Below are 16,061 nucleotides of genomic sequence, written 5' to 3' on the forward strand. Positions count from 1 at the left end.
GGCACAAGAGGGTGAGGCGATCAGACATCGTAGCACTCAAGTTTCCCCATCATCTATTCATGGCTGAGTATCAGAAAGGCTAAAATCACTACAAAATCAGTGAATAAAACTACAAAACACTGGAGCCGGCAATTTACGAGAACTTGGGAAGAAGGCAAAAATTCCCAAAACCCTATTGAGGGATGTTATTATCTAGTTATACCAATAACACAAACACTGTGTAGAATGCACTCTTTTCCTTAAATCCGCTTTTTGCCTAAGCTTTCTGTTCCTAGTCTACATCGGATTGGATTAACACTCTTCACATCGGTTTCAACTCTTATCGGCCCGTTCAATATTCTCAGGTCTAGTTAATCATTTTGCTTAATATTCATCTTAAGATAGATGACAAGAGTTCATTCAATCTTTATCAGTCCCTTAACAAGTCCCACAATTTTCGGGGAAGGTCACTACTCAGATCGGCTGCACTCAACGATACAATGGTTCACGGTTTAAAAAGAACACGATGTCTAAAACGTTTAAAACCTATACAGTTGAATTTCATCACGACGGCAAAGTCCAAACCGTCGAAATTCCAGAGAATAAACACATTCTCGAAGTCGCACAAAAGGCAGGAATCGAGTTACCCAATTCTTGTAATGCCGGGGTTTGTACTACCTGTGCTGCCCAAATTATTGAAGGTGAAGTTGAGCAAAGTGAAGGTATGGGAGTAGGTACGGATCTGCAAAAAGAAGGGTATGTCCTTCTTTGTATCGCCTATCCCCGTTCTAATTTGAAACTAGCCACCGGAAAAGAAGATGAAGTCTATGCACGCCAATTTGGTCAAGTATCTTAATGAGGTAGGTTGACGGGTACGGGCGGGGTTACCCCGCCCCTACGACTGTTGATAGTTAGCAAGCGAGGACGCATTGCTTTCCCGGCGTCCTGGGCTGCTTCCTTCATACCGTGTTAATTTTTTGAAGCGAAAATATTCAGGATTAAACAAAACCATGACAACTCATTTTATTACGGCTGAAATTGATTTACAGGAATCTCCTATAAAGTTAAATCAAGCCATTGAAGCTGAATTAAACAAACGCGGTGAACCCCTACGCTGGGCAATTACCAGCATTGATTCCGAACAACAAAAAGCTCATGTTGAAGCCGTTGTAACAGTTGACAAAACGGTTGACAGTTGACCGTAGACTGATAACTGATAACTGATAACTGATAACTGATTCATGTCTCGTCCTTATACGGTAATTTTAATTATCCCAACGGGAATTGGTGCCACCATTGGGGGGTATGCAGGGGATGGTTTACCCGTTGCTAGGGCGATCGCTCAAGTTGCAGATACTCTGATTACCCATCCTAACGTTCTCAATGGTGCTCAACTTTATTGGCCGATGTCCAATACTTTGTATGTGGAAGGGTACGCTCTGGATCAATTTGCGGCGGGAACTTGGGGACTTCAACCTGTTCACTGTAACCGTGTTGGGTTACTCCTTGACCAAGCTATTGAACCGGAATTACGCCTGAGACATTTACAAGTGGCGGATGCGGCCAGAGCCACATTAGGCTTAACCTTAACGGACTATATCATTACTGATGCTCCCCTAAACGTAGAACTGAGAACCTCCTCCTCCGGTGCGTCTTGGGGAACGATTGGCAACCCCGACAGTTTGTTACGCGCCGCAGAACGCTTAATTACCGAAGCCAAAGCCGAAGCCATCGCCGTTGTCGCCCGTTTTCCTGAATCTGAAAATAGCAGTATTTTAGCAGCCTATCGTCATGGACAGGGCGTTGATCCCTTAGCGGGAGCAGAAGCGGTAATTAGCCATTTAATTGTCCGCACCTTTAACATTCCCTGTGCCCATGCTCCGGCCCTTTCTCCCCTTCCCCTTGATCCTGAATTATCCCCTCGTTCAGCAGCAGAGGAACTCGGATATACGTTTCTTCCCTGCGTATTAGTGGGGTTGAGTCGTGCCCCCCAATGGGTGACGTCTGCCACTTCGGGGACAATTTGGGCGGATCAGGTGGATGCGGTGGTTGTTCCGGCAACAGCCTGTGGAGGTTCTGCTATTATCAGTTTTAGCCGTAGAGACGCGCCATGGCGCGTCTCTACTACTCAAATTATTGCTGTCGGGGAAAATCAAACCCGAATGCAAGTCAGTCCAGAACAGTTAGGAATTCAAGCAATACAGGTAAACTCTTATTTAGAGGCTTTAGGAATTTTAGTGGCGCATAAAGCTGGAGTTGATCCAAATGCCCTGCGTCCGAATCTATTATCCCTGAGCGAACTTAAATATTATTAATTTTTAACCAACGTGGTAGAACAACAAACACCGAACAATTTTGAACTCGAACCGTTAACTCGGACTCAAGTTTTAGTCGCAATGGGGGGAACTGCCATTGTCTTATTAGCAATTGCTAAAGCTTGGTTACATTTGAGTCACGTTACCCTTTTACCTGTTAATTTTACCTGGATTAGTTTAGGGTGGGGCTTAGGTGTCGGCTTAATCATTACAATGGCTAGTTTTATTATGTATCGCATCTGGCCTGCCTATAGTCGCAGTGCGGATATTTATTTAAAATTAGTTTTGAGTCCTTTATTATGGCCGGATTTAATTTGGTTGGGTTTATTACCCGGACTCAGTGAGGAATTATTATTCCGAGGGGTGATGTTATCGGATTTAGGATTAACACCCCTGGCTTTAGTGGTTTCAAGTATTGCGTTTGGGGTTCTCCATTTTAGCGGTTCTCAACAATGGCCCTATGTGATTTGGGCAATTATTGTGGGGTTTATTTTAGGCTACAGTGCGATCGCCACAGGTAATTTATTAGTTCCCATTATTGCCCATATCTTGACTAATTTTATGTCCGGTTGTTTATGGAAATTAAAATATATTGGTGGGCAATCTTAACGGGAATTGGGAATTACGAATTACGAATTACGAATTACGAATTATAGATTTTTTCCACTTCCCTATTCCCTATTTTCTATTTTCTATTTTCTATTTTCTATTGCCTATTCCCTATTTTCTATTGCCTATTGCCTATTGCCTATTGCCTATTCCCTGTTCCCTGTTCCCTGTTCCCTGTTCCCTCCTATAAAAACTATTAATCTTCTTCGCTGAAATCCTCACATAAATCTTGTAATGTCTGATGTTGAAAACGACGGGAAGAACGACGATATTTTTTACTCGCCAATTTCGGTTCTAATTGTTGTTTACCTCCTAATTTTGTTTTAGATTTGACATTTCTTTCTACATCCGGCTGTTGTTGAATTGCTTCTTGATAGGCGATCGCAGTTTCTAAAAAATCCAAATAAATCGGATAGCGTTCCCAGTCTCCCCGGACAACACAATTAGGTTCATCTCGATGAGAACAATCACTAAATTGACATTTTCCTTGTTGAAAACGCTGTTTTGCTTCAGGAAAATAATCAACTAATTCTTGAGGTTCACAGTCTAATTCCGGTTGATTAAATCCCGGCGTATCTGCTAATAATCCTCCCGTAGGTAAGTGGAATAATTCAACGTGGCGAGTCGTATGTCTTCCCCGTCCTAATTTTCCTGAAACCGTTGCAACTCTTATATTAAGACTCGGAATTAATTGATTAATTAAACTCGATTTACCGACCCCCGAAGGGCCGGAAATTACTGTAGTTTTATCTTTGAGTTGATGCAGTAAAGTCTTTTCTTTAAAAGTATTTTCAGCGTCAAATAGGGATTTTTGAATAATTTTATGATCAGAATCAACCGTATATTCTAAACCCGTATTAACACTAATAAATAACGGATAATACCCCCAATTTAATAAGCGATCGCGCCATTCTAATAACTCCTCAGAGGAGACTAAATCGCATTTATTTAAACACAAACAGACCTCTAAACCCGTTGATTCAGCTTTAACTAAAAACCGACTTAACGCTGTTGCTTCTAACTCCGGTTCTGCGATCGCAAACACTAATAAAATCTGATTAGCATTAGCAACGGGAGGGCGACTTAATTCTGTAATTCGGGGTAAGACTTGAGCAATAGCTCCCCGTTTTCCTAACCAGTCCGGTTCCTCCACAACCACCCGATCACCCACCATCACCTGCTGACCCATTTTTTTCAACAGCGAACGACGGGTACACAGGAGTATCCTTTCCGAAGGTAAAACCCTCTGGATTTCTAGTTCAACCTGATAGAAATTCGCTTGAACGGCTACAACCGTTCCCACCAGTTCCGTTGTATTCAACGGATCATTGCTTGGCGTTGAACTCATCTGGCGGTTACAGGACAACGAACTTGAAGGGCAAAAAAGTCAGAACAATCTTTGATTTGCTCAATGTCATATCCCGCCATCGTCAAACTATCAGGAACTTGCTCAATAGGTTCTCCAGTGTCTAACCACACTTCTAGCAGCGAACCCGGTGTCATCTGTTCTAAGCGCAATTTCGTGCGGACAAAATTCAGGGGACAAGGTGTTCCCCGTAAATCTAATTGAGCATCCGGTGTTAAGGTATTTGTTTCTGTCATAAAAATAGGATATTTTGTCTGTTGGCTGTTGTCTGTCAACCGTCCCCCCCAACCCCCCGTGCACGCAGGGCTAGGGGGGCATCAACAGACAACAAACAAGTTCACTTTTGCTGGAATAAATTACCGAGAAATCCTTCAATTCCCCCCTTTCCGGCGCGATCGCCCCGAATTTTAATTAACTGTTCCAGAAGTTCCCGTTCTTCAGGCGTAACCCTTGTGGGAATATCGACAAGAACCGTAATTAAATGATCTCCCCGACTGACTGGATTTCCCAGACGAGGAACCCCTTTATTTTCCAGGGTCAATACTGTTCCGGGTTGAGTCCCCGGAGGAATAGTTAACTTTGTCGGGCCATCAACGGTGTCCACCTCAAAGTTAAAACCCAGGATCGCCTGGAGATAGCTAATTTTGACGTCTGATAGAATATTAATCCCATCCCGTTTAAATTTCGGATCAGGGGCTACGGATAAAAACACATACAAATCCCCAGGTGGCCCATTGCGTTTTCCGGCATCCCCCTCATTAGCGACTCGTAGACGAGTGCCATTATCTACGCCAGCAGGAACATTAATTTTAAGTTTCTTCGTGACTTCATTTAAGCCCCGACCGCCACAGGTGGAACATTTATCTTCAATCATCTGTCCCGTACCATTACAGTTGGGACACACAGAAACTTGAGTAAAACTGCCAAAAGGGGTACGAGTCGCTCGACGCACTTGACCACTACCGCCACAGGTAGAGCAAGTTTGGGGACGAGTCCCTGGTTTAGCCCCAGTTCCGGTACAGGTTTCACAGGTTTCTAAATGCTTAATGCGGATTTCTTTTTCCCCGCCAAAGATCGCTTCTTTGAACTCTAAACGCAGGTCTAAACGGAGGTCATCCCCCCGAACAGGGCCAGTGCGCTTGCGAGCTTGGGCATTGCCCCCCATACCTCCAGCAAATCCACTGAAGAAGCTTTCAAAAATATCCGTAAATGGATCAGTAAAATTAGGGTCAAAGCCACCAGCACCAGTAGATACCCCAGCTTCTCCAAAACGGTCATATCGCGCCCGCAACTCCGGTTCTTTTAACACTTCATAAGCGCGGCTAATTTCTTTAAACCGTTCCTCCGCGCCCGTTTCTTTATTAACATCTGGGTGATATTTGCGAGCTAGGCGACGATAGGCACGCTTAAGTTCTTCTGTATCTGCGTCGCGGGAGACACCCAATATTTCATAATAATCGCCTGCCATAGAGTATTTTGCCTAAAATTATTCAGTGAATTGAGAGGTAAAAGGATTGCCAGGATCTGGATCAGAAAAAGTGTCTATTCCAGAGGTAGTCTCGATCATGCTGTTGTTTAAGAGCGATAACTCGCTGCTTGTTTCTTCTGCATCATCTGCATCATCTGCATCATCTGCATCATCTGCATCATCTGCATCTTCTGCGTCTTCTTGAGAGGCATCAAATTCTGAATACCCAGAAGCGAAAGACGAAGAGGAGGAAGGATTCTGGTCGGCTTGTTCATAAATGGCCGAACCCAAAGCATACAGCATTTCTTGGAACGATTCTACCTGTTGTTTCATCTCCTCGTAGGAGATAGTGGAACTGGCTACCGCCTTTTTCAAGGCCGCAGCTTCTTGACGGACTCGTTCTTTGAGTTGATCACTGATCAGGTTGGCATTGCCTTTCAGGGTCACTTTACAATTATAGAATAGGGTTTCGGACTGATTTTTCAGATCGGCAACCATTCGCCGTTTTTCGTCTTCATCGGCGTAAACTTCCGCTTCTTGACGCATCCGTTCAACTTCCGCTTCCGTCAATCCTCCCGTATTGGAAATTTCAATACTTTGTGCCTGTCCTGTGCCTTTATCTTGAGCCTCGACTTTCAAAATTCCATTAGCATCAAGATCAAAGGCGACTTCAATTTGAGGAATACCCCGTTTAGCTGTGGGAATCCCATTCAAAAGAAACTTTCCTAAACTTTTATTATCCTTTGCCATCGCCCGTTCCCCTTGGAGAACGTGAATTTCAACAGAAGTTTGTCCGTCAACGGCGGTGGAAAACATTTGAGAACGGCTGGTGGGAATTGTTGTATTGCGTTCAATAATCTTAGTAAATACTCCTCCTAAAGTCTCTAACCCTAAAGACAAAGGAGTAATATCTAATAACAATAAATCTTTGACTTCCCCCGCTAACACCCCCGCTTGAATGGCGGCGCCTAAAGCCACCGCTTCATCAGGATTCACCGAACGATCAGGAGATCTACCGCCAAAATACTCACTAATCGCTTGTTGAACCGCCGGAATCCGGGTAGACCCCCCGACTAGAATAATCCGATTGACTTGATTCGGCTGTAAATTCGCATCTTTGAGGGATTGGATGACGGGTTCAATCGTACTGTCTACTAAATGCTTTACTAAACCCTCAAATTCGCCCCGACTGAGTTCCAGTTCTAAATGTTTGGGCCCGGAATCATCGGAGGTAATAAACGGCAAATTAATCGAGGTTGTGTTGCGATTGGATAACTCAATTTTGGCTTTTTCTGCGGCTTCTCGTAACCGTTGCAGGGCCATTTTTTCCGTTAATAGATTGATGCCTTCGGTTGCTTTGAATTTTTGGATCATCCATTGCACCAGACAGTTATCAAAATCATCTCCACCGAGATGGTTATTTCCCGCCGTTGATTTGACTTCAAAAATCCCATCACCGAGTTGCAGAATGGAGACATCAAAGGTACCGCCTCCCAAGTCAAACACCAGAATTTTCTGATCTTGATCTTGTTTATCCAAACCATAGGATAGGGCCGCGGCTGTGGGTTCGTTAATAATTCGCAGGACATCTAAACCCGCAATGGTTCCCGCATCCTTAGTAGCTTGTCGTTGAGCATCGGTAAAATAAGCTGGAACTGTAATCACCGCTTGAGTCACCATTTCCCCTAAATAGGCTTCTGCATCTTCTTTGAGCTTTTGCAGCACCATTGCCGAGATTTCTTGAGGGGTGTAGACTTGGTTGCGAATTTGGACATTAACGGTGTTGTCCTTGCCTTTGACACAGTTATAGGGAACCCGTGAGCGTTCTTCTTCGGTATCTTCCCATCGACGTCCGATAAACCGCTTAATACTGTAAACCGTATTTTCAGCATTAGTAACCCCTTGTCGCTTGCCCAATTGACCGACTAAGCGATCGCCATACTTGCCAAAGCCAATAATACTGGGAGTGGTTCGTCCGCCTTCGGAATTGGCAATGACAATCGGTTTACCGCCTTCCAACACTGCAACACAACTATTTGTTGTTCCTAAGTCGATGCCAATGACTTTGCCCATAGCTCCTCTTATCAGTTATCAGTTATCAGTCATCAGTTATCAGTTACCCGTGATCAGTTATCAGTGCAGGAATTGGCTAATCAGTTATCAGTTACCCGTGATCAGTTATCAGTGCAAGAATAGGCCAATTCCTTAACTATTAGCTATTAATTCTTGACTCTTAACTCTTAACTGATAACTGATGACTGATCACTGATCACTGATTTTACTGATTAAGGGATTTCTTCGGTTGTAGATTCTGTAGAATCGGGTTCAGGAGCCGTTGCCACTTTGACCATGGCATGACGTAAGACCTTTTCTCCTAATTGATAACCGTGCATTAGATCTTCAAGCACAGTTCCTTCAGGATAAGCATCCGTTGCCTCTCGCATCACGGCTTCATGTAAATTGGGGTCAAAAGGCTGCCCTTCTGGACGCATCACCGATACCCCCAGTTGTTTGAGAGAATCCACCATTAATTTATAAACCCCTTGGTAACTCTTGTGGATATTCATTTCCGAATCGGTTTGGGGTTTAATTTGGGATCTGGCGCGGTCAAAATTATCCACAACCGGAAGTAACTGTTTTAGGGTGGAACCTTTGATTGTGATTTCTAACTCTTCTTTTTCCTTTTGAGTCCGTTTGCGGAAATTCTCAAAATCTGCCGCTAAACGCCGATATTGACCACTGACATCTTCCAGTTGAGCTTTGAGGGAAGCGTTGGCTGACCCTAATGCGATGACCTCTTGCTGAAGTCCGTCGCTGGCGGACTCAATTTCCTGGCCAAACGTTGTTTCTGTTTGGGCGACCGTTGCAGTCTCGTCCGTCCCTACAGAAGTTTCAGAGCTTGATTCCGTCGGTGTAGTGGCATCAGCCTCAAGATCACCGAAGCTCGGAGCTTCCGATGCGGACGTTGAATAGGATTGACCCGTTAGTTCATCAGGAGTATTAGCTGTTGAATTAGGCACCATAATCGTACTACTTGTCCTTGTTAATCACGGAAAATCAGCGCGAGAGTACCTAGCCTTTGCAGGTATTAGGAGCAACCCCGCTATCAATCATCATGACATTTCGTTACTTTAAAAATTTTAATCAAAATCATATCTTAAAATACATCGCCAGGTCAGGGAAAAAGCTATCATCAAGATGGATCATTGACCTTTGGGGGTAGGAGGATCAAAAAATGGGATGGGTTGAGTCACCTCATCAAGCCAGGAGAAGGCATTAGATTACCGGATTTTAGAAAGGCAGGTCAGTACCCCAAACTTCTCCCAAATTCAGAGCCGAATTGAGAACCGCAATATTGGGTTAAAATTGATACATCAAAGGGGAGTGCATCCCCCCACAATCCCATAACAAACCCAGATCACCGATTGTATAATGAAGTGACTTTGCTCTTAGATGGGTTTGAGATGGGGATTAAATTGGCTTTCAGTTAGAGCCGAAAAATTTAAAGAAATAGACCTTAATTTTAAGCTATGACGAACACATCCCAAAGACGCGCCCTGGTTGTTCAAAGTACCACTCCCTTTGGCAACAAATTAATTCAATCAGGCTATATTAATCCAGAGCAACTTCAGCAAGCTCTCAAAACCAGCCGAGCCGGTCAGCCTCTGACAGAAGTTTTGGAATCGATGACGGGTCGCCCCCTTCCTCCTGACTTGGCACGTCAGTATAAAAAACAACAGCTATTTGAATTGAGAGTGATTCATGGGGTCGAAGCTTATGATCCTGAAATCGAACCGATGACGAATGAAGAACTCGAAACCATACTGCATACCCTGGAAACCAGTTTAGAAACCTGCAAACGCCATCGCTTTATTCCCTTACGCACCCTGGAAAGTGACCCCACTTCTGTGTTGATTGCAATGGTTGACCCCGACAACCTGAATGCGTTGGAGGAGTTAAGAAACCAAATTTTGCGACCCAAGCAGTTGAAGTTACAACGGCGGGTGATTACTCAGGAAGATTACGATCAAATTATCTCCGCCTATAGTAATGAAGATGTTAAACGCAAAGCGGCTGAAGCTGCCAAACGCGAACAAGAGAAATTAGAGTTTACCGCCGGAGATTTTGAAACGACGGATCTCGAAGAAGTGGGCGATGATGGCATCGGGATGGATTTGTCGGAGGAAATCGAACAAGCCGAAACCGCCCCGGTGATTAAGGCTGTGAACGTGATTTTAGCCAAAGCTCTCTCAGAAGGAGTGTCTGATATTCACGTTGAACCCCAAGAACATGAGATGCGGGTGCGGATGCGTCGAGATGGGGTGTTGGAGGAATATTATAAGTTTCCTAAAAAGGTGATTCCCGCTATTACCTCCCGGTTTAAAATTCTGGCGGAAATGGATATCGCCGAACGTCGTCAAGCCCAAGATGGCCGGATTCGCCGGAAGTTTCGAGGACGGACGATAGATTTTCGGGTGAATAGTCTCCCCAGTCGCTACGGGGAAAAAATTGTTTTGCGGATTTTGGATAGTTCCTCCACCCAATTAGGCTTAGATAAATTAATTACTGATCAAGAAACCTTAGCCTTAGTTCGAGAAACTGCTTCTCGACCCTTTGGTTTGATTTTGGTCACCGGGCCAACGGGTTCAGGAAAATCCACCTCCCTGTATTCGGTTTTAGCCGAACGAAATGATCCAGCGATTAATATTAGTACGGCTGAAGATCCGATTGAATATGCTTTACCAGGAATTACCCAATGTCAGGTAATTCGGGAGAAAAATTTAACCTTTGCTAATATTTTACGCGCGTTTTTACGACAAGATCCTGATGTTTTACTGGTGGGGGAAACGCGGGATTTAGAAACTGCAAAAACCTCTATTGAAGCGGCATTAACCGGACACTTAGTATTAACGACTTTACACACTAACGACGCGGCGGGTGCGATCGCCCGTTTGGATGAAATGGGGGTAGAACCGTTTATGGTGTCCGCCGCCTTATTAGGGATTCTCGCCCAACGTCTAATGCGTCGCGTTTGTGGCGAGTGTCGGGTTCCCTATACCCCCACCAGTGAAGAACTAGGTCGCTATGGGTTGTCCACTTCCCAAGAAGTGGATATTACCTTCTATAAAGCCAATACCATTCCTCTTGAACAACGCAAGCATTTGGCTGATGCGGGTCAATTGTGTAAAAAATGTAATGGACTTGGTTATAAAGGTCGGGTTGGGGTCTACGAATTCTTAAAAGTGACTGAAAGACTGCAAACCCTAATTACCAAAGGCGCACCCACCGAACAAATTAAGGAAGCGGCCGTTGAAGAAGGGATGAAAACCATTCTAGCCTATAGTTTGCAGCTAGTCCGTGAAGGCTATACCACCTTTGAAGAAGTGGAGCGGGTGACGTTTACAGACTCCGGTTTAGAAGCTGAACTCAAAGCCAAACGCAAACAAGGCTTAACCTGTAAGAGTTGCGTAGCGGAATTAAAACCCGAATGGTTAGATTGTCCCTATTGTATGACCCCACGCTTTATCGGCTAAGTTTTTTGGGAATACTATCAGCAATTGCGGAATTTTCACCTAAACAATCTGAAATCATTGCAACTTAATTGAGAGGAGAAGAATTATGGCGGGATTAATGATTGAAGACGCATTAGAGTCTTTAGTCGAGCAGGGTGGGTCTGATATTCATATTCAAGCAGGTGCGCCTATCTTTTTCCGAATTAGTGGGAAGTTGACACCTCAGCCTCAATTTGGGGAAACCCTATCAGCCGAAGAGGTGCAAGCTCTAATCTATCAAATGCTCAATAATATGCAGCGCAAGCAGTTAGAGCAGGAGTGGGAATTAGATTGTGCTTATGGGGTACGGGGACTGGCACGATTTCGGGTGAATGTCTATCGAGAACGGGGGTGTTGGGCTGCTTGTTTACGAGCGTTAGCCTCTAAAATTCCCAATGCGGATAAATTAGGCGTTCCCCAAGTGATTCGGGATATGACCGAACGCCCTCGTGGGATGGTGTTGGTGACGGGTCAAACGGGTTCGGGTAAAACCACAACCATGGCGGCTTTGTTAGACTTAATTAATCGGACTCGCTCCGAACATATTCTCACGGTGGAAGATCCAATTGAATATGTGTTTCCCAATATTAAAAGTTTGTTCCACCAACGGCAAAAGGGAGAAGATACAAAAAGTTTTGCTAATGCTCTAAAAGCAGCATTACGCGAAGACCCGGATATTATTCTGGTGGGGGAAATGCGGGACTTAGAAACCATTGGTCTAGCGATTTCCGCAGCAGAAACCGGTCACTTAGTTTTTGGAACCCTGCACACAAACTCGGCTGCGGCGACGGTAGACCGGATGTTAGACGTATTTCCACCGATTCAACAACCCCAAGTCCGATCACAGTTATCCGGTTCACTGGTGGGGGTTTGTAGTCAAAACTTAGTTCCTGCCATTGGGGGGGGGCGTCGGGCTTGCATCGAAATCATGCTGAACACTCCGGCTATGGCTAACCTAATTCGGGAGGGAAAAACCGCTCAAATTTACTCCCAAATTCAAATGGGGGCAAAATTGGGAATGCAAACGATGGAAATGGCTTTAGCAAGACTCTATACTGAGGGTCAAATCACTTGGGAATCAGCGATGAGTAAATCGTCTAAACCCGATGAATTAGAACGTTTAATTGGCCCCGCTCCCTCAGCTACTAAGGGACAAAAGGCAAGAGCATAGATCACGGATTTAAGCGGATTTCACGGATTTCACGGATTTTAATCGGTGTTCTAGCAGGGAACACCGCAGGTTCATAGGGGTGTACGGCGTGCGGTTTTAGCATCAGTCTATGTCCTAACACCCCAGGCGCGACTGCTATATCAGTTATCAGTTATCAGTAAAAAGTTAATACTGAGTAGGTAAAAATATATGGCAGGGAGTGTAGTTCGGAGTCAAGTCAGAAACCGGGGTTTCGACTTCAAACGAATTGAAGAAAGTATTAGTATTGCCCTCGCAAGTATTACCGTTAAGGACTTGGCGATTTTTGCTCGTCAGTTTGCGTCTATGTTTAACGCCGGAATTGCGATGGCGAGATGTTTGAGTGTATTAAGTGAACAATGTAGTAATGCTAAGTTAAAAAATGCCTTGACTTCTATTCGGGCTGATGTGGAAGAAGGAACAGAACTTTCCGTAGCAATGCGGAAATTTCCTGATATTTTTGATCAGCTTTTTATTAGTATGGTGTCGGCGGGAGAAACTGGGGGGGTGTTAGATGAAGTTTTAGAACGGCTGGCGGTGATGATGGAAAAAAACCACAAAACCCAAGCTGAAATTAAGTCCGCTATGTCCTATCCCAAAACGGTGTTCTTTATTGCTATTACGATCTTTTTTGGGATGACAACTTTTTTACTCCCCACCTTTGCTAAGGTGTTTCAGGATATTGGGGCAGAACTGCCAATGTTTACGCAGATTATGCTCAATATTAGTGCTTTTTGTAGAACTTGGCCGCCCATTCCTCAAGCCCTTGTAATTGGAACGATAATCGGGTTATTGACAGCCTATAAAATTGCTTATAAAACTCCTGCGGGAAGAATGTTTTTTGATAAGCTATTTTTGAAGCTACCAATTTTTGGAAATCTGATTCAAATTTCTGCTGTAGCGCGGTTTTGTACAATTTTTGGGAGTTTAACTCGGTCTGGGGTTCCGATTATGAATTCCCTGGAAATTGTGGAAGAGGTGGCGGGAAATGCTGCGATCGCTTCAGCAATTCACCATGCCAGAGATTCTATTCAACAAGGCGGTTTAATTAGTTTAGCCTTACAGGAAGGAAATGTATTTCCAGCTTTGGCAATTCAAATGATTGCGATTGGGGAAGAATCGGGGGAACTTGATAAAATGTTGATGAAGGTGGGCGCGTTCTATGAAACGGAAGTGGAAGAAGCGGTAAAAGGGCTCACCAGTATGTTAGAACCTCTGATGATTGTGATGGTGGCTGGAATTGTGGGTTCAATTTTGTTATCGATGTATTTACCCATGTTTGCTGTATTTGAAAAAATTGGTTAATTCCAAAACCCAGAAAATTAGAGGGTATATCAAACACTACTTTCTGATGTATAAACGATCAAATTTTTAATCTGATCAGATTCAGTTATCAGCTATCAATTCATTGGCAGTGACTACTTTCAATAAGAATTAAGAATTAAGAATTGTAATTCGTAATTTGTAATTTGTAATTCGTAATTCAATGTTGATTCTACCTATTACCCCATTAACCAATGCTGTAAACGTTTTATTTTAAATGATCTATGTCTATTCAAAAATCCCATTATGAAGCGTTGCTGGCAGAATATAGTAATTCGGAAGCTGCGATTACTTTATTAAAGCAACATCGTCCTTATTTTGAAATGGTTCCGAGTATTCGCCGTTCTGATGATAGCGTGATTACGATTCCATTACCGATTGTGCGTTTACGACAGGGAGTTTCCTATTCAGGACAACAGGGAATTACTATTAAACCAGGGGATGCAGTGGGTTTACCCTGCGATATTGGAATTGTGATGTGTGATCCAGAATGGAAAGTTAAAATTGGGGCGGAAATTTTTATTTTTATTCATCGTCCCCAAGAAGAATTATCGGATTTATTAACACGCTGGCGCTTAACTCAAGTGTTATTAGATCAAGATTATGAATGGATTATGCCTCATCATTATAAACATATTGATTCTCAAGAGCCAGATGACATTTATCCCCTATTTGTTTTATTTCCTGAAACATCAGAACGGATTCAACGGGGTTTAATTGGCGCTAATTTACCGTTTGTTATTCACCCCTTAGAGGAAATAATTGACAATTATGAATATCCTGATCTCGATCAAATCGAATCAGAAGAATATCAAGAATTTGGTGGAGAATGGGGAGGGGATAAGTAAGTCGGAATGTTTGGGGTGTGGGGATGGAAAGTAACTTAGTTGCTCAAAATATCTGGATTAGAAATCAGTTGGGGGTCAGCCAATTTTAAAATTTCCTGCTATCATTACTCGATTAAAGATCCCCAACATGGCAATCATCATGAACAAACCCAAAGCTTTACTTGTAAGCCTCTTAGCGACAGCAACAATTAGCGTCGCTTTTTCTACTGCGGCTGAGGCGAACGGTTGTCCGTTTAGCAAATATAAGTCTAATGGCTTTTTAACGAATTCTAACCTGAATTCGGGTTCCCTTTGGACTAAAATTCCGCCGATTAAACCGGATTATGGCATCATCGCTGGATTAGCACTCTCGACAGCCGGGTTATTAGGATTAGGAAGTATTTATCTCAAAGGTCGTTCTGAGGCTGCTCAAGCCCTAAAAGAAGCCGTTTCTGTGGAACATCCTGAAGCTCCAGGGGGTGCGTTAGATATTGCTTCTGACCCGACCCCAACGGATTCAACTCCTGAAAAAGAAACCGTTTTAATCTAGTTAAAATCTAGCGCTTTGATAACGCCAAACCTCAACCCGCCAAGCGCGGGTTTTAATCTGTGAGAAACTGAATACTGTTAATGATAAACCCATCCCATGAATATTATCCCTGCTATTGATTTATTAGACGGACGTTGTGTGCGGTTATATCAAGGAGATTATAACCAAGCTCAAACTTTCAATGATGACCCGATTGCGGTTGCTCAAGATTGGGTTGAACAAGGCGCAACTCGGCTGCATTTAGTGGATTTAGATGGAGCAAAAACCGGACAACCGACAAATTATCACGTTATTGAAGCGATCGCCAATACCATTAATATTCCGGTACAAGTTGGGGGAGGATTACGCACCCGTGAAAACGTAGTTTCCTTATTAAATTTAGGCGTAGAACGGGCAATTTTAGGAACCATTGCTGTTGAAAAACCCCAATTAGTTGCGGATTTATGTGCAGAATTTCCGGGTCAGATTGCCGTGGGAATTGATGCCAGAAATGGCAAAGTTGCTACCAAAGGATGGTTAGAAACTTCGGAAGTTTTAGCGACTGATTTAGCGGAACAAATGGCACAGTTAGGCGCTGTGGCGATTATTTATACCGATATTCATCGAGATGGAACCCTGACGGGGCCAAATCTTGAGGCTTTACGAGAAATTGCCAATGTTGTTTCGATTCCGGTTATTGCTTCTGGAGGAGTCAGTTCAATTACGGATTTATTAAGTTTATTATCCCTGGAACCATTAGGTGTAAATGATGTGATTGTTGGACGTGCTCTCTATACCGGGGATATTATTTTAAAAGAAGCAATTCAAGCCGTCGGTCAAGGACGATGGCAAGATGTTCCCTTGGATTTAGGAAACTCTGCATTTGCTTAATTTTTAACGTTAA

Annotated in this window: 15 protein-coding genes; 10 read left to right on the forward strand and 5 right to left on the reverse strand. The window is 43.6% G+C overall.

Translation table 11 applies throughout. From position 1 onward, the window contains the following. Positions 1 to 505 precede the first annotated feature (505 nt). The 4 genes from PL8927_RS24790 to PL8927_RS24805 all read left to right on the forward strand — a co-directional run bounded on the left by PL8927_RS24790 (position 506) and on the right by PL8927_RS24805 (position 2,903). Positions 506 to 835, forward strand: a complete 330-nt coding sequence (locus PL8927_RS24790) for a 2Fe-2S iron-sulfur cluster-binding protein (RefSeq protein ID WP_083626165.1) — start codon at positions 506 to 508, stop codon at positions 833 to 835. Between the two features lie 154 nt (positions 836 to 989). Beyond that, on the forward strand, positions 990 to 1,178 hold the full coding sequence (locus PL8927_RS24795) for a hypothetical protein (RefSeq protein ID WP_083626167.1): 189 nt from the start codon (positions 990 to 992) through the stop codon (positions 1,176 to 1,178). 42 nt (positions 1,179 to 1,220) lie between these two features. Beyond that, complete coding sequence (locus PL8927_RS24800; protein WP_083626168.1) at positions 1,221 to 2,294, forward strand: DUF3326 domain-containing protein; 1,074 nt, start codon at positions 1,221 to 1,223, stop codon at positions 2,292 to 2,294. A 12-nt stretch (positions 2,295 to 2,306) separates the two neighbouring features. After that, complete coding sequence (locus PL8927_RS24805) at positions 2,307 to 2,903, forward strand: CPBP family intramembrane glutamic endopeptidase (RefSeq protein ID WP_331281862.1); 597 nt, start codon at positions 2,307 to 2,309, stop codon at positions 2,901 to 2,903. A gap of 196 nt (positions 2,904 to 3,099) precedes the next feature. Here the strand turns inward: PL8927_RS24805 and rsgA are convergent, their stop codons facing one another. The 5 genes from rsgA to grpE all read right to left on the reverse strand — a co-directional run bounded on the left by rsgA (position 3,100) and on the right by grpE (position 8,760). After that, on the reverse strand, positions 3,100 to 4,251 hold the full coding sequence (rsgA, locus tag PL8927_RS24810; protein ID WP_083626170.1) for a small ribosomal subunit biogenesis GTPase RsgA: 1,152 nt from the start codon (positions 4,249 to 4,251) through the stop codon (positions 3,100 to 3,102). Then, entirely contained in the window at positions 4,248 to 4,505 is a 258-nt protein-coding gene (locus PL8927_RS24815; RefSeq protein ID WP_083626171.1) for a sulfurtransferase TusA family protein, read from the reverse strand. Before PL8927_RS24815 ends, rsgA begins: the two co-directional genes overlap by 4 nt. A gap of 101 nt (positions 4,506 to 4,606) precedes the next feature. Continuing rightward, entirely contained in the window at positions 4,607 to 5,737 is a 1,131-nt protein-coding gene (gene dnaJ / locus PL8927_RS24820; RefSeq protein ID WP_083626173.1) for a molecular chaperone DnaJ, read from the reverse strand. Positions 5,738 to 5,755: 18 nt separating this feature from the next. Beyond that, on the reverse strand, positions 5,756 to 7,810 hold the full coding sequence (gene dnaK, locus PL8927_RS24825; RefSeq protein WP_083626174.1) for a molecular chaperone DnaK: 2,055 nt from the start codon (positions 7,808 to 7,810) through the stop codon (positions 5,756 to 5,758). A gap of 212 nt (positions 7,811 to 8,022) precedes the next feature. Beyond that, the gene (grpE, locus tag PL8927_RS24830; protein WP_083626175.1) at positions 8,023 to 8,760 is read right to left on the reverse strand and encodes a nucleotide exchange factor GrpE; all 738 of its coding nucleotides are present in this window, start codon (positions 8,758 to 8,760) and stop codon (positions 8,023 to 8,025) included. A 507-nt stretch (positions 8,761 to 9,267) separates the two neighbouring features. On the opposite strand from grpE, the gene PL8927_RS24835 reads away from it, so the two are divergent. The 6 genes from PL8927_RS24835 to hisA all read left to right on the forward strand — a co-directional run bounded on the left by PL8927_RS24835 (position 9,268) and on the right by hisA (position 16,048). After that, positions 9,268 to 11,271, forward strand: a complete 2,004-nt coding sequence (locus tag PL8927_RS24835) for a GspE/PulE family protein (RefSeq protein WP_083626177.1) — start codon at positions 9,268 to 9,270, stop codon at positions 11,269 to 11,271. A gap of 85 nt (positions 11,272 to 11,356) precedes the next feature. Next, positions 11,357 to 12,460: a type IV pilus twitching motility protein PilT gene (locus tag PL8927_RS24840; RefSeq protein ID WP_083626178.1), complete on the forward strand. Its 1,104-nt coding sequence runs from the start codon at positions 11,357 to 11,359 to the stop codon at positions 12,458 to 12,460. 189 nt (positions 12,461 to 12,649) lie between these two features. Beyond that, entirely contained in the window at positions 12,650 to 13,783 is a 1,134-nt protein-coding gene (locus tag PL8927_RS24845; RefSeq protein ID WP_083626180.1) for a type II secretion system F family protein, read from the forward strand. Positions 13,784 to 14,025: 242 nt separating this feature from the next. Next, positions 14,026 to 14,649 carry a hypothetical protein gene (locus tag PL8927_RS24850; protein WP_083626182.1) on the forward strand — a complete coding sequence of 208 codons (624 nt, stop codon included), beginning with the start codon at positions 14,026 to 14,028 and terminating at the stop codon, positions 14,647 to 14,649. A 139-nt stretch (positions 14,650 to 14,788) separates the two neighbouring features. Then, entirely contained in the window at positions 14,789 to 15,178 is a 390-nt protein-coding gene (locus tag PL8927_RS24855; RefSeq protein ID WP_083626184.1) for a hypothetical protein, read from the forward strand. A 96-nt stretch (positions 15,179 to 15,274) separates the two neighbouring features. Beyond that, entirely contained in the window at positions 15,275 to 16,048 is a 774-nt protein-coding gene (hisA, locus tag PL8927_RS24860; protein ID WP_083626186.1) for a 1-(5-phosphoribosyl)-5-[(5-phosphoribosylamino)methylideneamino]imidazole-4-carboxamide isomerase, read from the forward strand. The last annotated feature ends 13 nt before the right edge of the window (positions 16,049 to 16,061 follow it).

The sequence above is a fragment of the Planktothrix serta PCC 8927 genome, assembly GCF_900010725.2.
GTDB classification, from domain to species: Bacteria; Cyanobacteriota; Cyanobacteriia; order Cyanobacteriales; family Microcoleaceae; genus Planktothrix; species Planktothrix serta.